The sequence below is a fragment of the Pseudomonas delhiensis genome, assembly GCF_900187975.1.
GTDB lineage: Bacteria > Pseudomonadota > Gammaproteobacteria > Pseudomonadales > Pseudomonadaceae > Pseudomonas > Pseudomonas delhiensis.
Genome location: NZ_FZPC01000001.1, coordinates 203,439 through 227,891, shown reverse-complemented (window position 1 = coordinate 227,891; position 24,453 = coordinate 203,439). Strand labels below are relative to the sequence as shown.

The 24,453-nt window shown below is 70.4% G+C and carries 19 protein-coding genes; 12 read left to right on the top strand and 7 right to left on the bottom strand.

What is annotated here, in order from left to right; genetic code table 11:
• The first annotated feature begins 7 nt into the window (after window positions 1-7).
• The 4 genes from CHC02_RS01030 (at window position 8) to CHC02_RS01015 (ending at window position 3,706) form a co-directional block, all read left to right on the top strand.
• Window positions 8-1,189 (top strand): response regulator, encoded by a 1,182-nt coding sequence (locus tag CHC02_RS01030; RefSeq protein WP_089389655.1) that lies wholly within the window; start codon window positions 8-10, stop codon window positions 1,187-1,189.
• A 92-nt stretch (window positions 1,190-1,281) separates the two neighbouring features.
• The gene (locus CHC02_RS01025; protein ID WP_089389654.1) at window positions 1,282-2,175 is read left to right on the top strand and encodes a PA4780 family RIO1-like protein kinase; all 894 of its coding nucleotides are present in this window, start codon (window positions 1,282-1,284) and stop codon (window positions 2,173-2,175) included.
• 50 nt (window positions 2,176-2,225) lie between these two features.
• Window positions 2,226-2,723 carry a nucleotidyltransferase family protein gene (locus tag CHC02_RS01020; protein WP_089389842.1) on the top strand — a complete coding sequence of 166 codons (498 nt, stop codon included), beginning with the start codon at window positions 2,226-2,228 and terminating at the stop codon, window positions 2,721-2,723.
• A 92-nt stretch (window positions 2,724-2,815) separates the two neighbouring features.
• Window positions 2,816-3,706 (top strand): EamA family transporter, encoded by an 891-nt coding sequence (locus CHC02_RS01015; protein ID WP_089389653.1) that lies wholly within the window; start codon window positions 2,816-2,818, stop codon window positions 3,704-3,706.
• A 786-nt stretch (window positions 3,707-4,492) separates the two neighbouring features.
• Here CHC02_RS01015 and cueR read toward each other — a convergent pair.
• The 3 genes from cueR to CHC02_RS01000 all read right to left on the bottom strand — a co-directional run bounded on the left by cueR (window position 4,493) and on the right by CHC02_RS01000 (window position 7,815).
• Window positions 4,493-4,894: a Cu(I)-responsive transcriptional regulator gene (cueR, locus tag CHC02_RS01010; RefSeq protein WP_089389652.1), complete on the bottom strand. Its 402-nt coding sequence runs from the start codon at window positions 4,892-4,894 to the stop codon at window positions 4,493-4,495.
• Window positions 4,881-7,304 (bottom strand): heavy metal translocating P-type ATPase, encoded by a 2,424-nt coding sequence (locus tag CHC02_RS01005; RefSeq protein ID WP_089389651.1) that lies wholly within the window; start codon window positions 7,302-7,304, stop codon window positions 4,881-4,883. The genes cueR and CHC02_RS01005 overlap by 14 nt, the downstream gene beginning before the upstream one ends.
• A gap of 106 nt (window positions 7,305-7,410) precedes the next feature.
• Entirely contained in the window at window positions 7,411-7,815 is a 405-nt protein-coding gene (locus tag CHC02_RS01000; protein WP_089389650.1) for a hypothetical protein, read from the bottom strand.
• A gap of 152 nt (window positions 7,816-7,967) precedes the next feature.
• Between CHC02_RS01000 and CHC02_RS00995 the strand changes: the two genes are divergently transcribed.
• On the top strand, window positions 7,968-8,165 hold the full coding sequence (locus tag CHC02_RS00995; protein ID WP_009616013.1) for a heavy-metal-associated domain-containing protein: 198 nt from the start codon (window positions 7,968-7,970) through the stop codon (window positions 8,163-8,165).
• On the opposite strand, the gene CHC02_RS00990 is transcribed toward CHC02_RS00995, so the two are convergent.
• Window positions 8,144-8,797 (bottom strand): TetR family transcriptional regulator, encoded by a 654-nt coding sequence (locus tag CHC02_RS00990; protein WP_089389649.1) that lies wholly within the window; start codon window positions 8,795-8,797, stop codon window positions 8,144-8,146. The genes CHC02_RS00995 and CHC02_RS00990 overlap by 22 nt on opposite strands.
• Window positions 8,798-8,945: 148 nt before the next feature.
• Here CHC02_RS00990 and CHC02_RS00985 point away from each other — a divergent pair, with 148 nt between their 5' ends.
• The 3 genes from CHC02_RS00985 (at window position 8,946) to CHC02_RS00975 (ending at window position 14,671) form a co-directional block, all read left to right on the top strand.
• Complete coding sequence (locus CHC02_RS00985) at window positions 8,946-10,130, top strand: efflux RND transporter periplasmic adaptor subunit (RefSeq protein WP_176450302.1); 1,185 nt, start codon at window positions 8,946-8,948, stop codon at window positions 10,128-10,130.
• A 13-nt stretch (window positions 10,131-10,143) separates the two neighbouring features.
• On the top strand, window positions 10,144-13,308 hold the full coding sequence (locus CHC02_RS00980) for an efflux RND transporter permease subunit (RefSeq protein ID WP_089389648.1): 3,165 nt from the start codon (window positions 10,144-10,146) through the stop codon (window positions 13,306-13,308).
• A 187-nt stretch (window positions 13,309-13,495) separates the two neighbouring features.
• Complete coding sequence (locus CHC02_RS00975) at window positions 13,496-14,671, top strand: multidrug effflux MFS transporter (protein ID WP_089389647.1); 1,176 nt, start codon at window positions 13,496-13,498, stop codon at window positions 14,669-14,671.
• A gap of 6 nt (window positions 14,672-14,677) precedes the next feature.
• Here CHC02_RS00975 and CHC02_RS00970 read toward each other — a convergent pair whose 3' ends face one another.
• Complete coding sequence (locus tag CHC02_RS00970) at window positions 14,678-14,857, bottom strand: hypothetical protein (RefSeq protein WP_089389646.1); 180 nt, start codon at window positions 14,855-14,857, stop codon at window positions 14,678-14,680.
• A 92-nt stretch (window positions 14,858-14,949) separates the two neighbouring features.
• On the bottom strand, window positions 14,950-15,843 hold the full coding sequence (locus CHC02_RS00965) for an AraC family transcriptional regulator (protein ID WP_089389645.1): 894 nt from the start codon (window positions 15,841-15,843) through the stop codon (window positions 14,950-14,952).
• Window positions 15,844-16,116: 273 nt separating this feature from the next.
• Between CHC02_RS00965 and CHC02_RS00960 the strand changes: the two genes are divergently transcribed.
• Together CHC02_RS00960 and CHC02_RS00955 are read left to right on the top strand one after the other, a co-directional pair.
• Entirely contained in the window at window positions 16,117-18,012 is a 1,896-nt protein-coding gene (locus CHC02_RS00960; protein ID WP_089389840.1) for a propionyl-CoA synthetase, read from the top strand.
• 667 nt (window positions 18,013-18,679) lie between these two features.
• On the top strand, window positions 18,680-21,406 hold the full coding sequence (locus tag CHC02_RS00955) for a winged helix-turn-helix domain-containing protein (protein ID WP_089389644.1): 2,727 nt from the start codon (window positions 18,680-18,682) through the stop codon (window positions 21,404-21,406).
• A gap of 263 nt (window positions 21,407-21,669) precedes the next feature.
• On the opposite strand, the gene CHC02_RS00950 is transcribed toward CHC02_RS00955, so the two are convergent.
• On the bottom strand, window positions 21,670-22,527 hold the full coding sequence (locus tag CHC02_RS00950) for a hypothetical protein (RefSeq protein ID WP_089389643.1): 858 nt from the start codon (window positions 22,525-22,527) through the stop codon (window positions 21,670-21,672).
• Window positions 22,528-22,617: 90 nt separating this feature from the next.
• Here CHC02_RS00950 and CHC02_RS00945 point away from each other — a divergent pair, with 90 nt between their 5' ends.
• Window positions 22,618-23,280, top strand: coding sequence for a TetR/AcrR family transcriptional regulator (locus tag CHC02_RS00945; protein WP_089389642.1), 663 nt, complete (start codon window positions 22,618-22,620; stop codon window positions 23,278-23,280).
• A gap of 68 nt (window positions 23,281-23,348) precedes the next feature.
• Window positions 23,349-24,287 carry an alpha/beta fold hydrolase gene (locus CHC02_RS00940; RefSeq protein ID WP_089389641.1) on the top strand — a complete coding sequence of 313 codons (939 nt, stop codon included), beginning with the start codon at window positions 23,349-23,351 and terminating at the stop codon, window positions 24,285-24,287.
• Window positions 24,288-24,453: the final 166 nt, after the last annotated feature.

Here is a 24,453-nt window from a genome sequence, read left to right as displayed (position 1 = left end):
TGAGGCCATGGACAGCATGCTGGACCGGCCGGACCAGGAAGTGATCCTGGTGGTCGACGACCAACCCGACAACCTGATGCTCATGAGCGAGCTGCTCATGGGCCAGTACCAGGTGCGCGTCGCCGGCAGCGGCGCCAAGGCCCTGCGCCTGGCCGCCAGCGAGCCGCGGCCGGACCTGGTGCTGCTCGACATCATGATGCCGGAGATGGACGGCTACGAGGTCTGCCGCCAGCTCAAGGCCGATCCGCTGACCGCCGAGATCCCGGTGATCTTCCTCACCGGCATGGTCAGCACCGCCGACGAGCAGCGCGGCCTGGACCTGGGCGCGGTGGACTACATCACCAAGCCGATCAGCCCGCCGGTGACCCTGGCGCGCATCCGCGCGCACCTCAAGCTCAAGGCCAACGCCGACTTCCTGCGCGACAAGAGCGAATACCTGGAGCTGGAGGTGCGCCGCCGCAGCCGCGAGCTGCAGGCGGCCCAGGACGCCACCCTGGAGGCCATGGCCACCCTCTGCGACCTGCGCGACAACCCCCACAGCCGCCACCTGCTGCGCATCGAGCAGTACATGCGCCTGCTCTCCGACGCCCTGGCCCGCCGCGAGGGCGAGGCCGGCAGCCTGGACCTGGAGCAGATCGAGCTGCTGGCGCGCTCGGCGCAGCTGCACGACATCGGCAAGGTGGCGGTGCCCGACCGCGTGCTGCTCAACCCCGGCCAGCTCAGCCCCGAGGACCAGTTGCTGATGCAGAGCCACACGCGCATCGGCCACGACGCCCTGGCCGCCGCCGAGCGCCGCCTGGGCACCCCGGCGGAGTTCCTGCGCTACGCCAAGGAGATCGCCTACGGCCACCACGAACGCTGGGACGGCACTGGCTACCCGCGGGGCCTGCGCGGCGAGCAGATCCCGCTGTCGGCGCGCCTGCTGGCGCTGATCGACTGCTACGACGAGCTGACCAGTCGCCATCCCTACCATGCGACCCTGTCGCCGGACGAGGCCCGCCAGCACATCCTCGCCGCCAGTGGCAGCCACTTCGACCCGCAGGTGGTGGAAGCCTTCGCCGAGGTCGCCGAGGGCTTCGCCGCCATCGCCATCCGCTACGCCGACGACGCCCAGGCCCTGGGCAGCGAGATCGAGCGCATGGCCGACGCCCTGGGCGAAAGTATCGAAATGACCACGACGCCGCCATGATTCCGGCGGTCGGTGCTGGGCGGCACCCGGCGCATGTCGTATAAGGGGCGGCTGCGGCCGCTTGGGCCGGATAAGAACGACGACGGAGCCTGATGAAGACACCCAAACGCATAGAGCCGCTGATCGAGGACGGCCTGGTCGACGAAGTGCTGCGCCCGCTGATGAGCGGCAAGGAAGCGGCGGTCTACGTGGTGCGCTGCGGCGAGCAGCTGCGCTGCGCCAAGGTCTACAAGGAGGCCAACAAGCGCAGCTTCCGCCAGGCCGCCGAATACCAGGAGGGCCGCAAGGTGCGCAACAGCCGCCAGGCCCGGGCCATGGCCAAGGGCTCGCGCTACGGCCGGCGCGAGCAGGAGGAGGCCTGGCAGAACGCCGAAGTGGCGGCGCTGTTCCGCCTCGCCGGCGCCGGCGTACGGGTGCCCAAGCCCTACGACTTCCTCGACGGCGTGCTGCTGATGGAAATGGTCGCCGACGAAGACGGCGACGCCGCGCCGCGCCTGAACGACGTGGTGCTGGAGCCGGAGCAGGCCCGCGAGTACCACGATTTCCTCATCCGCCAGATCGTCATGATGCTCTGCGCCGGGCTGGTGCACGGCGACCTCTCGGAGTTCAACGTGCTGCTCGGCCCCGACGGCCCGGTGATCATCGACCTGCCCCAGGCGGTGGACGCGGCGGCCAACAACCACGCCTTCCGCATGCTCGAACGCGACGTCGGCAACATGGCCGCCTACTTCGGCCAGTTCGCCCCGGAGCTCAAGGACACCCGCTACGCCAAGGAGATGTGGGCGCTGTTCGAAGACGGCAAGCTGCAGCCGGACACCCCGCTGACCGGCCACTTCGACGAGCCGGAAGAGGAAGCCGACGTCGACGCGGTGATGCGCGAGATCGCCGCTGCCCTGCGCGAGCAGGAACGCCGCGAGGCGGCCCGCGCCGAGCAGGATGGCCCGCCGCGCGCCGAGGAACCGCCACCGCCGCCGTGGCTGCAGTGAGCCCCCAGGCGGCGCGCCTGATCGCGCTGCTCGCCGCCTGCCCGCAGCGCATGGGCCTGCTGCGCGCCCTGCGCGAATACGGCCCGCCCGGCGCCTGGATCGGCGCCGGCTTCGTGCGCAACGCCGTCTGGGACCACCTGCACGGCCTGGCGCCCGGCACCCTGGCGGACGTGGACGTGCTGTATTTCGATGGGCACGACCTGCAGGCCGAGGCCGACGAGGCCTTCGAGCGGCGCCTGGCCCGGGCCTGCCCGCAGGCGCCCTGGTCGGTGCGCAACCAGGCGCGCATGCACCTGCGCAACGGCGACGCACCCTATGCCGACGTCGCCGACGCCATGCGCCACTGGCCGGAAGCCTGCACCGCGGTGGCGGTGCGCCTGGCCGACGAGGGCCTGGAACTGCTGGCGCCGCTGGGCCTGGACGACCTGTTCGGCCTGCGCGTCCGCCCCACCGAACACTTCCGCGGCAAGCCCGGGGCCTACCGCGAGCGCCAGCGCCGCAAGAACTGGCCGAGGCGCTGGCCGAAGCTGGAGATAGAGCGGTTGTAGCGACGCTGTATGCGTTCTTTCCGCGGCAACTGTGTACATACGCCCCGCAGCGGCCCTGCTAGCGTGGCACGATCCCATCCGGAACCACCGCCATGCCCCTGCCGCACATCCTCCTCGCCCTGCTGGTCACGCTGATCTGGGGCGTCAACTTCGTCATCATCAAGGTCGGCCTGCACGATTTCCCGCCGCTGCTGTTCTGCGCCCTGCGCTTCGCCCTGGCGGCGCTGCCGCTGGTGTTCCTGCGCGGGCCGCTGCCAGCGCCGTTCTGGCGCATCGTGCAGATCGGCGTGCTGCTGGGGGTGGTCAAGTTCGGCCTGCTGTTCGTCGGCATGCACCTGGGCATGCCCGCCGGGCTGTCGTCCCTGGTGCTGCAGAGCCAGGTGTTCTTCACCGTGCTGATCGCCGCCGCTTTCCTCGGCGAACGCCCCAGCCGCCGCGCCCTGGCGGGCCTCGCCGTGGCCGCCGCCGGGTTGCTGCTGATCGGCCTGGAACGCCCCCTGGGCGACAGCCTGCTGGCCTTCGCCCTGGTGATGGCCGCGGCCCTGGCCTGGGCCTTCTCCAACATCGCCACCAAGCGCTCCGGGGCCAGCGACATGCTGCGCCTGATCAGCTGGGTGAGCCTGATCCCACCGTTGCCGCTGCTGGCCCTGTCGTGGCTCTTCGAAGGCCCGCAGGCCATCTCGGCGGCGCTGACCGGTATTCGCTGGGAGGGCATGGGCGCGCTGCTCTACATCGCCTTCCTCGCCACCACCGTGGGCTTCGGCCTGTGGAGCTTCCTGCTGCGCCACTACCCGGCCAGCCAGGTCACCCCCTTCGCCCTGGCGGTGCCGGTCTCCGGCCTGCTGTCCGGCTGGCTGCTGCTGGGCGAACGACTCACCGCCCAGGACTGGCTGGCCTGCGCGCTGGTCTTCGTCGGCCTGGCGGTGACGGTGCTGCCGGTTTCGGTGTGGCGGCGTGGAGCGGTGGCGCAGGTTCGTGGCTGATTCCGCTCAGGCGGCCGCTGCGGCCCAGTCGTAGGGCGCATAACGCCAACGGCGTTATCCGCCGATGGCGGCGGATAAAGCGTTCCGCTTTATGCGCCCTACGGTGGAGTTCAGCTCAGTGACAGCGACTCTCTCGATTCCGGTCCTTTCGCTGGCCGGCAGCCGTAGTGGTTGCCGACGTGATGCATTTCCCTTCTCGGCACGGACTAGCCCCTCTCCCTTCAGGGAGAGGGTTGCGGACTCCGACGATGCTCCGGAGCCAGGCTTGACTCCGCACCCCCTCCCTAACCCTCCCCCGCAAGCGGGAGAGGGGACCGTTGGGCAGAATGAAGGGCCATGGAGTCAGCCGGAGGCATCTGCGATCGATTCCGGGCCAGCCGGAGAGCGACGAGCTGCCCGAGCGCTGCGGACAGCCCCCTCTCCCGCAAGCGGGAGAGGGGACCGTTGGGCAGAATGAAGGGTCATGGAGTCAGTCGGAGGCATCCGTGATCGATTCCGGGCCAACCGGCGAGCGACGTGTTGCCCGAGTGCTCCGAACGGCCCCCTCTCCCTTCAGGGAGAGGGCTGGGGAGAGGGTTGCGGACTTCGACGACACGCCGGCGCTGAGCTTGGCTCCGTCCCCCCTCCCTAACCCTTCCCGCAGGCGGGAGAGGGGACCGTTGGGCAGAACGATAGGCCATGGAGTCAGCCGGTAGGTCCGTTCGCGAGCAAGCTCGCTCCTACGAAAGACTCGCCTTGATCCGTAGGGCGGATGACGCCAACGGCGTTATCCGCCGATGGCATCGCTCAGTGACAGCAGCTCCCCGACTCCAGGTCCCTGAGGATCGGGCAGTCCGGGCGGTGGTCGCCCTGGCAGTGGTCGTGGAGTTCCTGCAGGGTGTCGCGCAGGGCGGTGAGTTCGGCGATCTTGCGTTCCAGTTCGGCGATGTGCTGGCCGGTCAGCGCCTTGACGTCGGCGCTGGCGCGGCCGTGGTCCTGCCAGAGGGCGAGCAGGCGGCCGACTTCTTCCAGGGAGAAGCCGAAGTCCCGGGCGCGGCGGATGAAGGCCAGGCGGTGCAGGTCCTGCTCGCTGTAGTGGCGGTAGCCGCTGGCGCTGCGTCCGGCGGGGGCGAGCAGGCCGATGGATTCGTAGTAGCGGATCATCTTCGCCGACAGGCCGCTCTTCTTCGCCGCTTCACCGATGTTCATCCTCGCCTCCCTTTGCGTTCGCGCCGTGCGCCGGCTTCCAGCGCTTGAGCAGCAGGGCGTTGCTCACCACGCTGACGCTGGAGGCGGCCATGGCGGCGCCGGCGACCATCGGGTTGAGCAGGCCGAAGGCGGCCAGGGGCACGCCGACCAGGTTGTAGATGAAGGCCCAGAACAGGTTCTGGCGGATCTTCGCGTAGGTGCGCCGGGCGATGTCCAGGGCCTCGGGGACCAGCCGCGGGTCGCCGCGCATCAGGGTGATGCCGGCGGCGTGCATGGCCACGTCGGTGCCGCCGCCCATGGCGATGCCGACGTCCGCCGCGGCCAGCGCCGGGGCGTCGTTGATGCCGTCGCCGACCATGGCCACCACCTTGCCGCCGGCCTTCAGCTGCGCCACCACCGCGGCCTTGTCCGCCGGCAGCACTTCGGCGTGGACGTCGTCCAGGCCCAGGGCCTGGGCCACCACCCGCGCGCTGCCGCGGTTGTCGCCGGTGATCAGGTGGCTGTCGATGCCGCGTTCGTGCAGCGCCTGCACCGCCTCGGCGGCGCCGGGCTTCAAGCTGTCGCCGAAGGCGAACAGGCCGAGCAGGCGCGGCTGCGGCTGCAGTTCGAGCAGCCAGGACAGGGTGCGGCCCTGGCCTTCCCATTCGACGGCCTTGCCTTGCAGCTCGCCGGCGGCCAGGCCCTGCTCGTCGAGCAGGCGGCGGTTGCCCAGGGCCAGCAGGCGTTCGCCGACCTGGCCCTGGATGCCGCGCCCGGCCAGGGCCTGGCTGTGGCTCACGATGGGGACGCGCAGGTGCTGCTCGGCGCAGGCGCTGAGCACCGCCTTGGCCAGCGGGTGCTCGCTGCCGCGCTGCAGGGCGCCGGCCAGGGCCAGGGCGGCGTCGGGCTCGCCCTCGGCCACGGCGAAGTGCACCAGGCTGGGCGTGCCCGAGGTGAGGGTGCCGGTCTTGTCGAAGGCCACCGCGCTCACCGCGTGGGCCACCTCCAGGGCCTCGGCGTCCTTGATCAGGATGCCGTGGCGCGCGGCCACGCCGGTGCCGGCCATGATCGCCGCCGGCGTGGCCAGGCCCAGGGCGCAGGGGCAGGCGATGACCAGCACGGCCACCGCGTTGATCAGCGCGGTTTCCACCCCGGCGCCGGCCAGCAGCCAGCCGGCCAGGGTGAGCAGGGCGATGCCGATCACCACCGGGACGAAGACGTTGCTCACCTTGTCCACCAGCTTCTGGATCGGCGCCTTGGCCGCCTGGGCGTCTTCCACCAGGCGGATGATGCGCGCCAGCACGGTTTCCCCGCCCAGGGCGGTGGCGCGGAGGGTCAGCAGGCCCTCGCCGTTGATGGCGCCGCCGGTCACCGCGTCGCCTGGGCCCTTTGGCACCGGCAGGCTTTCCCCGGTGATCAGCGCCTCGTCGGCGTGGCTGCGGCCGTCGAGCACCCTGCCGTCCACCGGGAAGCGTTCGCCCGGGCGCACCAGCAGTTCGTCGCCCAGGCTCAGTTCGGCGATGGCGACGTCTTCCTCGTGGCCGTCGCGGATGCGCGTGGCGCGTTCCGGGCGCAGCGCCTCCAGGGCGCGGATGGCCGCGGCGGTCTGGCGCTTGGCGCGGCTTTCCAGGTACTTGCCGAGCAGGACCAGGGCGATCACCACGGCGCTGGCCTCGAAGTACAGGTGCGGCATGGCGCCGGGGGCGGCGCTCAGCCACAGGTACAGGCTCAGGCCGTAGCCGGCGCTGGTGCCCAGGGCCACCAGCAGGTCCATGTTGCCGCTGCGGGCGCGCACCGCCTTCCAGGCCGAGACGTAGAAGCGCGCGCCTATGACGAATTGCACCGGGGTGGCCAGGAGGAACTGCACCCAGGCCGGCAGCATCCAGTGCAGCCCGGCCCATTCGGCGAGCATCGGCAGCACCAGGGGCACGGCCAGGACGATGGCTGCCAGCAGGTACCAGCGCTCGCGGGTCAGGCGCGCCAGGGCCGGGTCCTCGGCGGGGCGTTCGGGTTGCAGCAGGCGGGCGTGGTAGCCGGCCTTCTCCACCGCGGCGATGAGCGTGGCCGGCTCGACCGGGCCGAGCAGGTCCAGGCGGGCGCGCTCGCTGGCCAGGTTGACGCTGGCCTCGCGCACCCCGGGGACCTTCTTCAGTGCGCGCTCCACGCGGCCCACGCAGCTGGCGCAGGTCATGCCGTCGATGGCCAGTTCCAGGCTGTGGCTGGGCACCTGGTAGCCGGCGTTCTGCACCGCGGCCACCAGGGCCGGCAGCTGTTCGGGCGAGTCGAGGCTCACCCGCGCCTGCTCGCTGGCCAGGTTGACGCTGGCCGCCAGCACCCCCGGCACCTTCTTCAGGGCCCGTTCGACGCGGCCGACGCAGGATGCGCAGGTCATGCCGGTCACCGGCAGGTCGAGTTCGATGGGGCTGTTCATGGACGCTCCTCCTGATGTCCGCGGCCCGGCTCCGGCGGGGCGGCGGTCACGATCCGACGATGCCCGGAGGATGAACCTTGCCACGAGGGCAAGGTCAAGCCCTGGTTCAGGGAAGGTTGACCGGCGTCAGGAACAGCCCGCCCTCGCGGTAGCCGATGCGGTAGCTGCGGATCTCCCCGGCGCGCAGGCGCAGCGTCTGCGTCTGCTGTTGCTGCATGCCGTCGCGGCAGGCGCCGGTGGAGGAGACGGCGAGGCGGATGGGCACCTCGCCGGGGGACAGGTTCAGCGCCACCGCGCCTTCGGGCTGCAGGCGCGTCAGCAGTTCGCCGCGCACGTAGAGGTCGATGTCGCAGGCGCTGCCGCTCTGCAGGCCCTGGCGGCTGATGTTGAGCACGGCGTAGCCGGGCGGTGGCGGTTCCTGCTGCGGCCAGGCCTGCACCGTGGGCGGGTCGGCGGCCAGGGCCAGGGCGGGCCAGAGCAGGCAGGGCAGGACGCGGAGCAGGCGGCGCATGGGAGGCTCCCGGTAGGGCTCGGATGCGCAGAGCTTGGCCGAGGGCGGCGCCGGGGGCAAGCCCGCAGCGCGGTGCCGCAGGGGGCTTGACCTTGCCACGGTGGCAAGGTCGACACTGCGCCCATCGTCAACCGAACCCGAGGAGTTCGACCATGCAAGCGTTCAGTGTGAAAGGCATGTCCTGCGGCCACTGCGTGCGGGCCATCACCCAGGCGATCCAGGCCCGCGACGGCGCCGCCGAGGTCCAGGTGGACCTGGCCGGCGGCGAGGTGCGGGTGGCCAGCCGCCTGGCGGCCGAGGAGGTGCTGGCGGCGATCCGCGAGGAGGGCTACGAGGCCGCGCTGGCCTGAGCCGCGCCGGCCTGGCTCCAGTCGCGGACCAGGCCGCGGAACAGCGGCTCGAAGAGCGACTCGGCGTCCTGCAGCGGGTCGAACAGCTGCGGGTCGCGCAGCCAGTCGTTGATCAACCCCAGGATCAGGCCGTGGACCGCCCGCGAGGCGGTCTTCGGCGTTACCCCCGGCAGCAGCCGCACCCGGCATTTGTCGCGGGCGAAGAGCTGCTCGCAGAGGTCGATGAACTGGCGGATGAAGGCGTTGTGGCGAAGGATCGCCTCGCGCAGCTCCTCGGTGAACTCGCAGCGCTGCAGCAGGATGGTCAGCACCCGGCGCTTCTGCGCGTTCTGCGCCAGGCTCTGCACCACCTCCACGCAGAGGTCGAACAGCGACTGCAGCGGGTCCACCCCGTCGCAGCCGGACAGGCGCAAGGCCAGTTGCTCCGGCGGCAGGCGCACCTGGGCGAGCAGTTCGTTGAACAGGTGGGCCTTGTTCTCGAAATGCCAGTACACCGCGCCCCGCGTGACCCCGGCGTTGCGGGCGATCTCCTCGAGGCTGGTGCTGGAAACGCCGTTTTCCAGGAAAAGCGTCTCCGCCGAGTCGAGGATCGTCTGGCGGGTCCTTTCCGAATCTTCTTTAGTTCTTCTCATGGCGCGGTTTGCTATACGGGCTAGGCTCACTAGTGTCCCCGCAGTTTACTGAAATTTCGAGCGGGAACCGTGAGTTACTGGCGGATGGCAGTTTTCCCCGACAACCGTGCCGAATCATCCCGTTCGACATTTTCCATGGAGAGGTTCTATGCCGTTCACCCCGCGCGTGTCCGCCGCCCTGGCCCTGTGTGCCCTGGTCGCTGCGCAGCCCCTCAGGCCAGCCCTGGCGGACGAGGCGGGCGCGGCGCCAGCGCCGCCGGAGGTCACCGTGGAGGTGGCCAGGAGCAGCAGCCTGCCGCTGAGCCTGGAATACTCGGCGCGGGCGGCCGGCTACCGCGAGGTGGAGGTGCGCGCCCAGGTCAGCGGCATCCTGCAGAAACGCACCTATGAGGAAGGCCGGCCGGTGAAGCAGGGCCAGGTGCTGTTCCAGATCGACCCGCGCCCCTACCAGGCGGCCCTCGGCCAGGCCAAGGGCGCCCTGGCCCAGGCCCAGGCGCGCTACCGCCAGACCGACCGCGACCTCAAGCGCATCCGCGAGCTGCAGCGCAAGGGCTTCGCCAGCGCCAGCGAGCTGGACCGCTACACCTCCGACTACGAGCAGGCCAAGGCCGACGTCGAGGCGGCCAGGGCCAACGTCGACGCCAAGCAGATCGACCTGGACTACACCACGGTCAAGGCGCCCATCTCCGGCATGGCCAGCAAGGAGACCCGCTCCGAGGGCAGCCTGGTCACCGCCAGCGACCCCAACACCAGCCTGCTCACCGAGCTGACCCAGCTCGACCCCATCTACGTCAACTTCGCCTATTCCGACACCGAGGCCGCGCGCCTGCGCGACGGCGTGCAGCAGGGCCGTCTGGTGCTGCCCGAGCACGGCAAGCTCAATGCGCAGGTCTTCTTCGGCGACGGCAGCCGCTACCCCATCGACGGCGTGGTGGACTTCACCGACAGCTTCGTCAACACCGGCACCGGCACCATCAACGCCCGCGCCGTGGTGCCCAACCCGGACACCCACCTGATCCCCGGCCAGTTCGTCCGCGTGGTGATCTCCGGCATCACCCGCAAGGCCGCGGTGACCGTGCCCGAGCGGGCCCTGGCCCAGGGCCCGCGGGGGACCTTCGTCTACGTGGTGGACAAGGACGGCTTCGCCCGCGTGCGCCAGGTGTCGGCCTCGCAGGTGGTCAACCAGCGCTGGGTGATCGATTCGGGCGTCGACGACGGCGACAGGGTGATAGTCGACGGCCTGCCCAAGGTCCGCCCGGACCAGCCGGTGAAGGCCGTCGAGGCGCCCGCCGCGCCGGCGCAGCAGGCCCCCGCCGCGCAAGCCCAGTCCTGAAGGAGCGGCCATCGTGATCTCGCGCTTCTTCATCGACCGCCCCGTGTTCGCCATGGTGATTTCCATCGTCATCCTGCTCGCCGGCCTCGCCGCCCTGCGCGCGCTGCCGGTGGCGCAGTACCCGGAGATCCTGCCGCCGCAGGTGTCGGTGACCGCGTCCTACCCCGGCGCCAGCTCCCAGGTGATCGCCGAGACCGTGGCAGCGCCCCTGGAGCAGGAGATCAACGGCGTCGAGGGCATGATCTACCAGCTGTCCAACTCCGACAGCAGCGGCGCCATGAGCCTGACCGTGTACTTCCAGGTGGGCACCGACCCGGACCAGGCCACCATCAACGTCAACAACAAGGTCCAGGCCGCCCTGGCCAAGCTGCCGGAGGAAGTGCGCCGGCAGGGCGTGAAGGTGCAGAAGAAGTCCTCCGACATCCTCCAGGTGGTGACGCTGTATTCCCCGGACGGCTCGCGCGACCCGGTGTTCATCAGCAACTACGCGCTGATCAACGTGATCGACGAGCTCAAGCGCATCCCCGGCGTCGGCGACGTCACCCAGTTCGGCTCCAAGGACTACGCCATGCGCATCTGGCTGCGCCCGGACAAGCTGGCGCAGTACAACCTCACCCCCAGCGACGTGGTCGACGCCATCCGCGAGCAGAACTCGCAGTTCGCCGCCGGCAACTTCGGCAAGGAGCCGCTGAACACCCCGCAGGACTTCACCTACACGGTGAGCACCCAGGGCCGCTTCACCGACCCGAAGGAGTTCGAGGGCGTCATCCTGCGCACCGACAGCACCGGCGCCAGCCTGCGCCTGAAGGACGTCGCGCGCATCGAGCTGGGCGCCCAGGACTACTCGATGAAGACCACGCTGAACGGGAAGCTCAACGCGTCCTTCGGCGTCTACCTGCAGCCGGGCGCCAACGCCCTGGACACCGCCGAGGCGGTGAAGAGCACCATGGCGCGGCTGGCCAAGCGCTTCCCCGAGGGCGTGGTGTACAAGATCCCCTACGACACCACCACCTTCGTCAAGGTGTCCATCGAGGAGGTGGTGCACACCTTCTTCGAGGCCCTGGTGCTGGTGATGCTGGTGGTCTACATCTTCCTGCAGAACCTGCGCGCCACCCTGATCCCGGTGCTGGCCATCCCGGTCTCCCTGGTCGGCACCTTCGCCGGCATGTACCTGCTGGGCTTCTCCATCAACCTGCTGACGCTGTTCGGCATGGTGCTGGCCATCGGCATCGTGGTGGACGACGCCATCGTGGTGCTGGAGAACGTCGAGCGGGTGATGCGCACCGAGAAGCTGCCGCCGCGGGAGGCGGCGATCAAGGCCATGGAGGAGGTGACCGGGCCGATCGTCGCCATCGTCCTGGTGCTCTGCGCGGTGTTCGTGCCGGTGGGTTTCCTCGGTGGCCTGGCCGGGCAGATGTACCAGCAGTTCGCGATCACCATCGCGGTCTCGGTGGTGATCTCCGGGATAGTCGCGCTGACGCTTTCGCCGGCGCTCTGCGCGCTCATCCTCAAGCCCGAGCACAAGGAGCCGGCGGCGCCGTTCCGCTGGTTCAACCGCATGTTCGACGCGGCCACCGCGGCCTATGGCGCCGGCGTGCAGTTCTTCCTCAAGCGCGTGCTCATCGGCCTGCTGGTGTTCGGCGGGATGATCGCGCTGATGGTGCTGCTGTTCGGCCGGGTGCCCGGCTCGCTGGTGCCCGACGAGGACCAGGGCTACGTGATCAACGCCTACCTGCTGCCGCCGGCGGCCTCGCTGTCGCGCACCTCGGCGCTGACCGACGCCGTCTCGCAGCAACTGGAGAAGCACCCGGCGGTGCAGGACGTGCTGACCTTCGCCGGCCTGAACATCCTGACCAACGCCAACACCACCAGCGCCGGGGTGTCCTTCGTCACCCTCAAGGACTGGAAGGAGCGCCAGGCCCCCGAGCTGGACGCGCGCAACCTGACGCGCACCTTCATGGCCATGGGCGCCAGGCAGCAGGATGGCCTGGTGATGAGCTTCAACCCGCCGCCGATCACCGGCATGAGCACCACCGGCGGCTTCGAGGCGTACATCCAGGACCGCAGCGGCGGCACCTCCGGGCAGCTGGAGCAGATGGTCCAGAAGTTCATGGCGGCGGCGGCCAAGCGCCCCGAGCTGGCCGGGGTGACCAGCACCTTCAACGCCAACGTACCGCAGTACTACATCAACCTCGACCGCACCAAGGCGCGCTCGCTGGGGGTGGCGATCAACGACGTGTTCACCGCCATGCAGGCGACCTTCGGCGCCTACTACGTCAACGACTTCACCCTCTACGGGCGCACCTGGAAGGTCAACCTGCAGTCCGAGGCGGACTTCCGCCGCAAGCCCGAGGACCTGACCCAGGTGTACGTGCGTTCCTCCACCGGCGACCTGGTGCCGCTGTCGGCCCTGGTCAGCGTGCAGCGCACCCTGGGGCCGGATTCCTACGCGCGCTTCAACGTGTTCCCCGCGGCCAAGCTGCTCGGCGGCCCGGCGCCGGGCTACAGCTCCGGCCAGGCCCTGGCGGCGATGCAGGCGGTGGCCGACCAGACCCTCGGCGACAGCTACTCGCTGGCCTGGATCGGCTCGGCCTACCAGGAACTGGAGACCCAGGGCTCGGGCAGCACCGCCTTTCTCTTCGGCCTGATCCTGGTGTTCCTCATCCTCGCCGCCCAGTACGAGCGCTGGACCCTGCCGCTGGCGGTGGTCACCGCGGTGCCCTTCGCGGTGTTCGGCGCCATACTCGCCATCTGGCTGCGCGGGCTGAGCAACGACGTGTACTTCCAGGTCGGCCTGGTGACGCTGATCGGCCTGGCGGCGAAGAACGCCATCCTGATCATCGAGTTCGCCGTGATGGTCCGCGAGGAGCAGGGCCTGGGGCCGCTGCAGGCGGCGCTGGAGGCGGCCAAGCTGCGCTTCCGGCCGATCGTCATGACCTCCCTGGCGTTCATCCTCGGCTGCGTGCCGCTGGCCATCAGCAGCGGCGCGGGCTCGGCCAGCCGCCACTCGATCGGCACCGGGGTGATCGGCGGGATGCTCGCCGCCACCGTACTGGCGACCTTCCTCATCCCCATGTTCTACATGCTGGTGGAGTCGGCCGCCGACCGCCTGGGCAGGCGCAAGGCCAAGGCCCGGCCGGCCGCCGAAGCGGCCCCGGGCGAAGGCCCGGCGCACTGACGGGCAGCGGGCGCCGGCCGCCCGGCCGGTGCCCGCGCAACCTGTCGAAGCCTCGTGGATTTTCGATTCGGCCCTGCCCCGGCGGCGGCGAATTGCTATGCTTGGCGGCGTTTCGTTAGCCTGCTTCCAATCAACCCGCCCGAACCTTCCAGGCCCCGTCCCGCAGCGACGGCGCCCACGGTGCTCCATGAACTTTCGCATCCTGCTGATCCTCGGCGCGCTGAGCGCCTTCGGCCCCATGGCCATCGACTTCTACCTGCCCAGCTTCCCGGCGTTGGCCGCGGCCTTCGGCACCGACGTCGAGCACGTGCAGATGAGCCTGTCGGCCTACTTCGCCGGCCTGGCCATCGGCCAACTGCTCTACGGCCCGCTGGCCGACCGCTACGGCCGGCGCCTGCCGCTGGTGCTGGGGGTGAGCATCTTCACCGCGGCCTCGCTGGCCTGCGCCTTCGCGCCGAACCTGGAATGGCTGATCGGCGCGCGCTTCGTCCAGGCCCTGGGCGGCTGCGCCGGCATGGTCATCTCGCGGGCGGTGGTACGCGACCTGTGCGACCCGATAGCCGCGGCCAAGGCCTTCTCGCAACTGATGCTGGTGATGGGCCTGGCGCCCATCCTCGCGCCCCTGGGCGGCGGCGCGCTGCTGGGGCTGTTCGGCTGGCAGTCGATCTTCCTCTGCCTGGTGGCGTTCAGCGCCGTGGCCGGCAGCGCCATCGCCCTGTGGCTGCCCGAGACCATCCCCGCCGGCCCGCGGCCGCCGTTGTCCGGCGCCCTGGGCGAGTACCGCCGGCTGCTCGGCGACCGTTCCTTCCTCTGCTATGCGCTGACCGGTGGGGTGGCCATCGCCGGGATGTTCGCCTACATCGCCGGCTCGCCCTTCGTCTTCATCCAGCTCTACCAGGTGCCGGCGGAGCACTACGGCTGGATCTTCGGCAGCAACGCCGCCGGCTTCATCCTCATGGCCCAGGTCAACGCGCGCCTGCTGCGCTACCGCGGGCCGGGGTTCTGGCTGCGCCGCGCGGTGTGGGTGTACTTCCTCTGCGGCCTGGCGCTGCTGGCGATCACCCTGTACCGCCCCGAGCACCTGCTGGCCCTGCTGGTGCCGCTGTTCGGCGCCATCGCCAGCCTGGGCTTCCTGCTGCCCAACTCCTCGGCCTGCGCCATGGCCGGGCAGGGCAGCCACGCCGGCAGCGCCTCGGCGCTGATGGGCAGCCTGCAGTTCAGCGTGGCGGCGCTGGCCTCGGCCCTGGTCGGGGTACTGCACGACGGCAGCGCGCTGCCCATGGCGCTGGTGATCACGGCATGTGGCGGGTGCGCGGCGCTGCTGGGCTGGTTCACCGGGCAGATCAGCGAGCGCAGCGTCTGAACCGGCTCAGCCGGCCACTGGCTGCTCCGTGCGCGGCAGTGCGTGGGGCGCGCGCAGGCGGGCCTCCAGGGTGCTGACGAAGCGCCGCGCCTCCTGCTCGTTGCGGAAGTCCACGGCGAACTGATCGAGGCAGACCTGCCAGCGCTTGCCCTGGGCGCCGGACGACGGACGAACGAGTATGTGCATGGCGCGACACCCGGGTCTGTGTTGGGGGGGAAGCTGAGTGTAGTTCCGCCTGCCGCGCTGTCCGGGGCGAATCGACAATCGGCGCCGGGCCCTCAGGCGCCGCCGCGGCCCTCGCCCAGGCGGGCCCGGTAGGCGCTGGGCGACAGCCCCATGACCTTGCTGAAAAGTCTTGAAAAATAATAGCTGTCGTCATAGCCCAGGGCCTCGCTGACCTGGGCGACGCTGTGCCCGCTGCTGTCCAGCAACTGGCAGGCGTATTCGATCTTCAGGTGCAGGAAGTGCTGCACCGGCGTGCGCCCGGTGAGCGCGCGGTAGCGGTTGACGAAGTGGAACTTCGACAGGTTGCAGAAGGCCGCCAGCCGGGCCAGGTCCAGGCGCTGGTGCAGGTTCTCGCGCATGTAGGCGTGCAGGCCGTCCAGGTCCAGCCCGCCCTCGCGCAGCGGGCGCAGCAGCGGCAGTTGGCAGAGCAGGGCGCGCAGGCGGCTGGCGGCGAGCAGGAAGGGCTGGAAGCGGTAGCCGCTGTGGCGCGCCTCGAGCAACTGGGCGAAGCCGCCGAGCAGGGCGTGCTGCACGCCCCAGTGGCGCACCGGCGAGGCCCCGTAGCCGGCGGCCTGGCGCAGCCAGGCGGCGCCGTCGCCGCGCAGGTGCACCCAGGAGATGCTCCAGGGCTGCGCGGCGTCGGCGCGGTACGCGTGGGCCATGCCCGGCGGCAGCCAGACCAGGTCGCCGCAGCCGATGGTCATGGCCTGGGGGCCGCCGGGGCCCTCCACCCGCAGGTGGCCGATGCCTTCGCTGCAGTAGATCAGCAGGTGGTCGTCGTGGCGGTCGCGGCTCATCTGGTGGTCGCGGGCGCGCCGGTAGTGGCCCAGGGACGTGGGGTAGAGGTCGCGGCTGAGCGGGTGCGCGGCCAGCTTGCCGAGCAGCGTGGGCGGCAGCAGCAGGCGCAGGCTGTCGGCGGGAAGCGGCCAGTCCGAGGTACGTGACATCTGGGTAGCGGGCTCAGCAATTTAATCCATCAAGACCACAATTTAGTCGATCTTGGCGCCTGCGTGCGGGTGATAGCTTTGCCCTGGAGGAAGGAGGCGTGATGCCCTTCCGCAATAAAAGCCGGTTTGCCCCGCGGGCAGGCCGGTTCGGCCGAGGGGCGTGGTCTCGCAGGAAGGTCCCGCCGGCTTACGACCAAAGGTTGATGGCGGGCCCCCGCGGCCTGTCCATACTCGTTATTCGACCTCGATAAAAACAATTCAGAGGGTCAGATGATGAATTACCGGCAAACCCATGCCCGCTCCATTGCGGACCCTGCCGCCTTCTGGGCCGAACAGGCCGAGGCCGTGGCCTGGTACCAGCGCCCGCGCAGCATCCTCGAAACGCTTCCCGACGGCAGCCACCGCTGGTTCGCCGATGGCCGCCTGAACAGCTGCTACCTGGCCCTGGACCGGCAGATCGCCCTGGGCCGCGGCGAGCAGGCGGCGCTGATCTACGACTCCCCGGTCACCGGCGTGCAGCAGCGCTTCAGCTTCCGCGAGCTGCGCGACGAGGTGGCGCGCCTGGCCGGCGCCCTGCGCGCCCTGGGCGTGGGCAAGGGCGACGGGGTGATCATCTACATGCCCATGGTGCCGCAGGCGGCCATGGCCATGCTGGCCTGCGCGCGCATCGGCGCGGTGCACTCGGTGGTGTTCGGCGGCTTCGCCCCCTACGAGCTGGCGCTGCGCATCGACGATGCCAAACCCAAGCTGATCCTCACCGCCTCCTGCGGGCTGGAGTTCGAGCGCGTCATCGAATACAAGCCGCTGGTGGACAAGGCCCTGGAACTGGCCCTGCACCAGCCGGCCCACGTGCTGGTCTGGCAGCGCCCGCAGGCGATGGCCGAGCTGCACGCCGGGCGCGACCTCGACTGGCGCGAGACGGTGGCCCACGCCGAGCCGGCCGACCCGGTGGAGGTGGCCAGCGGCGACCCCCTGTACATCATGTACACCTCCGGCACCACCGGTAAGCCCAAGGGCATAGTGCGCGACAACGGCGGCCACGCGGTGGCCCTGCACTATGCGCTGCCAACCATCTTCGGCATGCGGCCGGGCGACGTCTGGTGGGGCATCTCCGACGTCGGCTGGGTGGTCGGCCACTCGCTGATCGTCTACGGCCCGCTGATGAACGGCTGCACCACGGTGTTCTACGAGGGCAAGCCGGTGCGCACGCCGGACGCCGGCAGCTACTGGCGGGTGATCCAGGAGCACCAGGTCAACGCGCTGTTCTGCGCGCCCACGGCGATCCGCGCGATCCGCAAGGAAGACCCCAATGGCGAACTGCTCGGGCAATACGACCTGGGTTCGCTGCGCCAGCTGTTCCTGGCCGGCGAGAAGCTCGACAGCAGCACCCACCAGTGGCTGGAGGAACTGACCGGCAAGCCGGTGTTCGACCACTGGTGGCAGACCGAGACCGGCTGGCCGGTGACCGCGCCCTGCACCGGGCTGGGCTGCCAGGAGCAGCGCGCCGGTTCCAGCAACCTGGCGGTGCCCGGCTACGCCGTGCAGGTGGTGGACGAGGAGGGGCGCCTGCTGGCGCCGGGGCAGACCGGCTCGATCGTCATCGGCCTGCCGCTGCCGCCCGGCTGCGCGCAGACCCTGTGGAACGACCACCCGCGCTACCTCAGCGCCTACCTGCAGGCCTTCCCCGGCTACTACCACACCGGCGACGGCGGCTTCGTCGACGAGGATGGCTTCGTCCACATCATGGGCCGCACCGACGACGTGATAAACGTCTCCGGCCACCGCCTGTCCACCGGCGAGATGGAGGAGCTGCTGGCGCTGCACGAGGCGGTGGCCGAGTGCGCGGTGGTCGCCGTGCAGGACCCGCTCAAGGGCCACGTGCCGCTGGGCCTGGTGGTGCTCAAGGACGACGCGCGCATCAGCGAGGAGCAACTGCAGCGCGAACTGGTGACGCTGGTCCGCGAGCGCATCGGCGCGCTGGCCTGCTTCCAGCGCGCGGTGGTGGTCAAGCGCCTGCCCAAGACGCGCTCGGGCAAGATCCTCCGCGCCGTGCTGCGCAAGATCGCCGACGCCGAGGACTACGCGCCGCCGTCCACCATCGACGACCCGGCCATCCTCGGCGAGATAGCCGCCCGGCTGCAGGCCGTGGGCCTCGCCCGGGCCGGCTGAACCCACGCGCCGGCCCGCGGGCCGGCTTTCCTCCAGGGCCGCGGTGCGGCCCTTTTTGTCCGTGGCGGACCTGTAGGAGCGGGCCCTGCCCGCGATTCGCGCGCAGGGCGCGCTCCTACAGGGGAACGGCGTAGATGGGGCAGCAGGAGCGGATCTCATCCGCGAACCGCGCCGATATGCCCGGCTATCGCGGACAAGGTCCTACGTCCGTGCTCGACCGTAGGGCGAATAACCGTTCGCGGTTATCCGCCGCCGGCCGGAACGCCGGTGCCCGACGGCGGCGGCGGATAACGCCGTAGGCGTTATGCGCCCTACGGCCGTGCTCCCCTGGACCCGTAGGAGCGGGCCCTGCCCGCGATTCGCGCGCAGGGCGCGCTCCTACGGGGCACCTCGGCGCGGCCAACGCACAGGCATGTCAACCCTCAGAAAACCGCGAACCCCGTTACCTTTCCGATGATTGGCGGATATTCCGGCTATGAATACGGAATCCGCTGTCGATACAGAAGAGGATGTTCCGTCGGAATATGTCGTATTTATCTGAGAATGCTGAATTATTTAGTGGCAAAACGCCGGGTTATGTAACAAATTCGGCTTCAAATAGCCCGGTCGAGCTACTAGGCTCGGCTACGACGGACCCCCAATAAGAGCTAGAGCAAAGAGCCAGGGCATGACCGATTTCTCGACGCTGCCACTCCCGCCGGAAACCGCCGGCCCGCCGGGTGGCAGCCGCTTCTATCGCCCGCCGCTGCCCGCCGGCTACGTCAGCCGCGCGCGGCTGTGCCAGCGCATGGGCGCGGGCCTGGGCGGGCGCCTGTTGCTGCTCAGCGCCCCGGCCGGGTTCGGCAAGAGTTCCCTGGCCATCGAGTTCTGCGAATCCCTGGCGCCGCACTGGCGCAGCCTGTGGCTGGGCCTGAGCGCGCGGGACAGCGACCCGGGGCGCTTCCTCGAACGCCTGCTGGAAGGGCTGCGCCTGTACCTCCCGGGCCTGGGCGACGATGCCATGGCGGTGCTGAAGATGCGCCAGCGCCACCAGCCGTTCGCCTTCGAGGCCTGGCTCGACGACCTGCTCGACGAGCTGGCCGAGCGCCTGGCCCCCGAGGCGCCGCTGTTGCTGGTGCTGGACGACTACCACCTGGCCCAGGGCGCGGTGCTCGACCGCTGCCTGCAATTCCTCCTCAACCACCAGCCGCCCGGCCTGGTGCTGCTGGTCACCAGCCGCCAGCGCCCGGACTGGCACCTGGCGCGCCTGCGCCTGTCGCGCCAGCTGCTGGAGCTCAACGAGCAGGACCTGCGCCTGACCGCCGAGGAAACCGCCGCCCTGGTCTCGGCCAGCGGCACCCCGGCCAGCGAGGCGCTGGTCGAGCGCCTGATCGAACGCAGCGAAGGCTGGATCGCCGGCCTGCGCCTGTGGCTGCTGGCCCACCCCGAGGGCCTCGGCGGGCAGGGCTGCGACGCGCCGCTGAACGGCACCGAGGAACTGATCCGCGACTACCTGCTGGAAGAGGTGATCGACAAGCAGCCGCCCGAAGTCCAGGCCTTCCTGCTGCAGACGGCGCGCTTCGAGCGCTTCTGCGGCGAGCTGTGCGACGCCCTGCGCGACAGCCACGACAGCGCCGCCATCCTGCGCCACCTGCAGCGGCACCAGGTGTTCCTGGTACCGCTGGACGAGCAGGGCCAATGGTTCCGCTACCACCATCTGTTCTCCGACCTGCTGCTGGCCCGCGAGCTGCCCGCCGACGGCCCCTCGGCGGCTTCGCTGCACCTGCGCGCCTGCCGCTGGTTCAGCTCCCGCGGGCTGCTCGACGAGGCGGTGGACCAGGCCCTGCGCGCCGGCCACCCGGAAGTGGCGGCGAGCCTGGTGCAGAGCCTGTCGGAAGAACAGCTGCTGGCCGAGCAGAACGTCGCCACCCTGCTGCGCTGGAAGATGGACCTGCCCGACAGCCTGCTGGCCAGCACGCCGCGGCTGATCGTGCTGTACAGCTGGGCCCTGGCCCTGGCCTGCCAGCTGGACGCCGCCGAGGAACTGGGCGCCCAGCTGGCGCGCTTCCTGCCGGCCGCCGACGCCGCCACCCAGGCCGACCTGCTGGCCCAGTGGCAGGCCCTGGCCGGCATCATCGCCCGTGGCCGCGGCGACATCGAAGGCGCCGAACGGCATTGCGCCGAGGCCCTGGCGCACCTCCCGGCGGAACGCTCCGGGCCGCGCCTGATGTGCCTGTCGAGCCTGGCCAACCTGGCCATCGTCCGTGGCGACTCCTGGGGCGCCCGCGGCCTCAACCGCGAGGCCCTGGAGCTGGCGCAGCGCTTCGGCAACCCCTTGCTGGAAGCGCTGGTGCACTACGATCGCGCCCGCGGCCTGCAGGCCCGCGGCGAGGTGTTGCGCGCCAGCGAGGAACTGGAACAGGGCCTGGCGCGCCTGGCCGGGCAACCGGCGCACCGGCGCTACGCCGTGCGCGGCCGCCTGCTGATCTACCAGGGCTACCTGCGCGGCCTGGGCCTGCAGGTCGACGAGGCGCGGCAGAAGCTGCGCGCCGGCATCGAGGAGGCGCGCGCCTGCCGCGACGTCAGCCTGGTGATCGGCTACTGCGCGCTGGCCGGCCTGGAAGGGCGCCAGGGCAACTACACCCAGGCCTTCGCCCAACTGGCCGAGGCCGAGCGCCTGATGCACGTGTGGGACGTGCCGCCGGTGTACTACCTGTCGGTCATCACCCTGGTCAAATGCGAGCTGTGGCTGGCCCAGGGGCAGCTGGAGCTGGCCTCGGCCTGGCTGGAGCGCCTGAGCGAAACCTACTCCGGGGCCAACCCGGCGACGCCGCCGGAGTGCCACCCGCAGCTGCCGTACTACATCGAACTGCTGCAGGCGCAGTTGGCCCGCCGCGAGGAACGCCCGGGCGAAGCCGAGCGCCGCCTGCGCACGCTGATCGCCGCGGCCCAGCCGGCCGCGGCGCAGATGCCGGCGCACCTGGCCCAGGCGCAACTGGTCGGCCTGCTACTGCAGCAAGGCCGCGAGCGCGAGGCCCGCGAGGCGCTGGACGCCTGCCTGCAGGGCGCCATCGGCGGGGCCCTGCTGCCCTTGCAGGAACTGCTCGTCCACGAACCGGACTGGCTGCGCGAGCAACTGGAACTACGCGCGCCCTGTCCGCTGCAGCGCCTGTTGCTGCAACGCCTGCCGGCCCAGGCGGAACGCCCGGCGACCCCCGCCGACGGCCTCAGCGGCCGCGAGCTGGCGGTGCTGGAGCTGATCGCCCAGGGCCTGTCCAACCAGGAAATCAGCGAGCGCCTGTTCATCTCCCTGCACACGGTGAAGAGCCACGCCCGGCACATCAACGACAAGCTCGGGGTCGAGCGGCGTACCCAGGCGGTGGCCCGGGCGAAGGTGCTGGGGTTGTTGCGTTAGGGCGTTTCCCCATCCTATAGGAGCGGGCCCTGCCCGCGATTTCGCGCGCAGGGCGCGCTCCTACAGGGGAACTGTGTGGTGGGGCGGCGTAGGAGCGGATCTCATCCGCGAATCGCGCTGGAACCGCCGGCTATCGCGGACAAGGTCCGCTCCTACAGGGGAGCACCGTCGTGGGATGGTGTTGAGCGAAGCGATACCCATCACCACCGCCGCATGGGTTTCGCAGGCTCAACCCATCCTACGAAGAGCGCCTCGACCCCACGCTATTCCTTCGGCGCGCTCAGGTCCAACGCCTTCGGCGCCGGCGCGCCCTTGGCCGGCTTGGCCAGCTGGCGCTGCACGTCGGCCTGGATGGCCTGCAGCACCGGCAGCAGGTCGCGCATGTTCTCCTGCACTTCCGGGTAGGGATGCTTGTCGGCGAAGGCCTGCACCCGCGCCAGCAACTGGCCGCGGGTCTCGCCGGGCAGGTGGATGAACAGCTCCGGCAGCTGCTTGGCCAGCTCGGCGCTGTACAGCACCAGGTCCTGGCGCTCGAACTGCGCGGTCAGGCCCAGGTAGTCCAGGGCGCTGCTGGTCAGCATGGCCGCGGCGGCCTTGGCCTCCTGCATGCCCTTCAGGCGCACCGGGTTGCGCTGCTCGCTCTGGGCCAGGGTCATCCAGAATTCCACCGTCAGGTTGAACAGGATGGCCTGCTCGCGCAGCGAGTAGCTCATCAGGCCCAGGGCCTCGGCGCCGTAGGGTTGCCTGGCGGCGCGGAAGTCGAAGTACAGGCGCATCAGCTCCTTGAGCTTGAACAGCACCTCGCGCGCCTCGTTCTGGCGCAGTTCCAGCGGCGCGTAGATGTTCATCTGCGGGCGGAAGTTCTCCTCGCTGACCATGCGCTGGTAGATCGGCCCGGTGAATTCGCCGCTGCGCCGCGGCAGGCTGTTGGCCTGGGTCTCCTCGATCTTCTTCAGGGCGTCGATCAGTTGCTGGTAGTCCTCGCTGGTCCAGGTGCGCTGGATGTCCGGGATGCGCTGGCCGAGGTAGTACAGTTCGTTGCCGGCGGCCGCGGCGGGGCGGCAGACGACCAGCAAAAGGATGGCCAGCGGCCACAGCAGGCGGCGTGTTAGGGTCGGCACGAACGGGCTTTCCTTGCGCGGGAGCGGTCGGCCTAGGTTAGCGACGGGCGGGGCCGGCGTCACCCCGCGCCTTGGTTGGGTGGAGGGGGCATGACGATCCAGGAATCCGGCGCGGTGCTGGCGGTGTTCGAGGACCTCGGCGGCTATGGCGCCCTGGCGCGCCAGGAGGGCAGCGGCGAGGGGCCGCTGGTCAACCACCTGCAGCGCGCCAACATCCAGCTGGCGAGCATCCCGGTGTTCGTCGCCAGGGGCCTGGCCGAGACCACGGTGAACGACCTGCTGGCGGCGGCCAGGGTCTCGCGGCGCACCTTCTACAAGTACTTCGACGGCAAGCTGGACGTGCTCGAGGGCATCTACCGCACCGCCGTGCAGCTGCTGCTGATGCGCTTCCGCGAGATGCGCACCGCCACCGGCAGCAGCGAGGCCTGGCTGCGCGCCATGGTCGCGCGCTTCTTCGACTACCACCAGGCGGTGGGGCCGATCATCCGCCTGATGCACGAGGAAGCGTTACGCTCCGACTCACCCCTGGCTGCGCACCGCCGCCAGGCGCTGCACGAGTTGCAGGCGCTGCTGGAGGAACGCTTCGTCGGCGAGGGCGTGCGGCACGCGCCGCTGACCTACCAGGCGCTGCTCTGGGCCCTGGAGGCGGCCTCCCACGAGCTGCTCGGAGCCGCCGTGCGGCCCGACCTGGAGGAGGTCAAGCGGGTGCTCGGCGACCTGCTGGTCGACAGCCTCTGCAAGCGCACTACCTAGGTTGGGCGCGGCGCGGCCGCGGCTGTGCTCTGATCGGGCATCGACAACAACGCGCACCGGAGTGCCCCATGTCCGCAACCTACAGCCTGCAGCCGCCGCTGGCGGCCGGCTTCGCCCGCCTGGGTTTCGGCGCCCTGCCGCTGGAAGCCCTGATCGACCGCTACGCGCCCGCCGAAGCCGGCTCGCGCTTCATCGAGGTGGACGGTTTCCCGATCCACTACCGCGACGAGGGCGGCCGCGACAAGCCGGTGCTGGTGCTGGTGCACGGGGTGATGGCGTCGCTGCACACCTGGGACGGCTGGGTGGCCGAGATGGGCCGGCACTTCCGCATCGTCCGCCTCGACGTGCCCGGCTTCGGCCTCACCGGCGGCGGCCGCGACCGCGACTACAGCGGCGAGCGCCTGGTGAAGGTGTTCGGCCTGTTCCTCGAGCGCCTGGGGCTGGACAGGGTGTCCATCGCCGGCAACTCCCTGGGCGGCTACATCGCCTGGAACTACGCCCTGGCCCAGCCGCACAGGGTGGAGCGGCTGATCCTGGTCGACCCGGCCGGCTACCCGATGAAGAAGGTGCCGCTGATGATCGCCAGCGCCGCGCTGCCCGGCGCCGGCCTGCTGATGCCGGCCTGGATGCCGCGCGCCCTGGTGGCCCAGGGGATCAAGGAGGTCTACGGCAACCCGCAGCGCATCCAGCCCGGGGTGGTCGACCGCTACTACGACATCAGCCGCCGCCCGGGCAACCGCCGCGCCATGATCGACATCTTCCGCGTGCTGGTGAAGGCCAACCGCGAGGAACTGCCGGGCACCCCGGCGCGGGTGGCGCAGATCAAGGTGCCGACGCTGCTGATGTGGGGCGAGCGCGACCGCTGGATCTCGCCGAAGCACGTGCCGCTGTGGCAGCGCGACCTGCCGGGGCTGCAGGTGAAGACCTATCCCGGCGTGGGGCACATCCCCATGGAGGAGATCCCGCAGCAGACGGCGGCGGATGCGTTGCGGTTCCTGCATGCCTGATTGAGCTGGCGATATTGAAGCAGCCCCGGTTAGCCGGGGCTTTTTCGTTGGCTTTTCGTAGGAGCGAGGGGGACGCCTGGTTCTTGCTCGCGAATGGGTTTTCCCTATGGCGCCGTGCCAGGCCTGACTCCGTTCCCTCTCCCCAACCCTCTCCCGCAAGCGGGAG

What these genes read in the sequence shown, in the direction of transcription:
- CHC02_RS00995 (WP_009616013.1), top strand. Translation starts at nt 7,968, where the DNA reads ATGCAAGCGTTCAGTGTGAAAGGCATGTCCTGCGGCCACTGCGTGCGG.
- CHC02_RS01005 (WP_089389651.1), bottom strand. Translation starts at nt 7,304, where the DNA reads ATGAACAGCCCCATCGAACTCGACCTGCCGGTGACCGGCATGACCTGC.
- CHC02_RS00970 (WP_089389646.1), bottom strand. Translation starts at nt 14,857, where the DNA reads ATGCACATACTCGTTCGTCCGTCGTCCGGCGCCCAGGGCAAGCGCTGG.
- CHC02_RS00990 (WP_089389649.1), bottom strand. Translation starts at nt 8,797, where the DNA reads ATGAGAAGAACTAAAGAAGATTCGGAAAGGACCCGCCAGACGATCCTC.
- CHC02_RS01025 (WP_089389654.1), top strand. Translation starts at nt 1,282, where the DNA reads ATGAAGACACCCAAACGCATAGAGCCGCTGATCGAGGACGGCCTGGTC.
- CHC02_RS00965 (WP_089389645.1), bottom strand. Translation starts at nt 15,843, where the DNA reads ATGTCACGTACCTCGGACTGGCCGCTTCCCGCCGACAGCCTGCGCCTG.
- CHC02_RS01000 (WP_089389650.1), bottom strand. Translation starts at nt 7,815, where the DNA reads ATGCGCCGCCTGCTCCGCGTCCTGCCCTGCCTGCTCTGGCCCGCCCTG.
- CHC02_RS00955 (WP_089389644.1), top strand. Translation starts at nt 18,680, where the DNA reads ATGACCGATTTCTCGACGCTGCCACTCCCGCCGGAAACCGCCGGCCCG.
- CHC02_RS00975 (WP_089389647.1), top strand. Translation starts at nt 13,496, where the DNA reads ATGAACTTTCGCATCCTGCTGATCCTCGGCGCGCTGAGCGCCTTCGGC.
- CHC02_RS00945 (WP_089389642.1), top strand. Translation starts at nt 22,618, where the DNA reads ATGACGATCCAGGAATCCGGCGCGGTGCTGGCGGTGTTCGAGGACCTC.
- CHC02_RS00985 (WP_176450302.1), top strand. Translation starts at nt 8,946, where the DNA reads ATGCCGTTCACCCCGCGCGTGTCCGCCGCCCTGGCCCTGTGTGCCCTG.
- CHC02_RS01030 (WP_089389655.1), top strand. Translation starts at nt 8, where the DNA reads ATGGACAGCATGCTGGACCGGCCGGACCAGGAAGTGATCCTGGTGGTC.
- cueR (WP_089389652.1), bottom strand. Translation starts at nt 4,894, where the DNA reads ATGAACATCGGTGAAGCGGCGAAGAAGAGCGGCCTGTCGGCGAAGATG.
- CHC02_RS00960 (WP_089389840.1), top strand. Translation starts at nt 16,117, where the DNA reads ATGAATTACCGGCAAACCCATGCCCGCTCCATTGCGGACCCTGCCGCC.
- CHC02_RS00940 (WP_089389641.1), top strand. Translation starts at nt 23,349, where the DNA reads ATGTCCGCAACCTACAGCCTGCAGCCGCCGCTGGCGGCCGGCTTCGCC.
- CHC02_RS01020 (WP_089389842.1), top strand. Translation starts at nt 2,226, where the DNA reads ATGGGCCTGCTGCGCGCCCTGCGCGAATACGGCCCGCCCGGCGCCTGG.
- CHC02_RS01015 (WP_089389653.1), top strand. Translation starts at nt 2,816, where the DNA reads ATGCCCCTGCCGCACATCCTCCTCGCCCTGCTGGTCACGCTGATCTGG.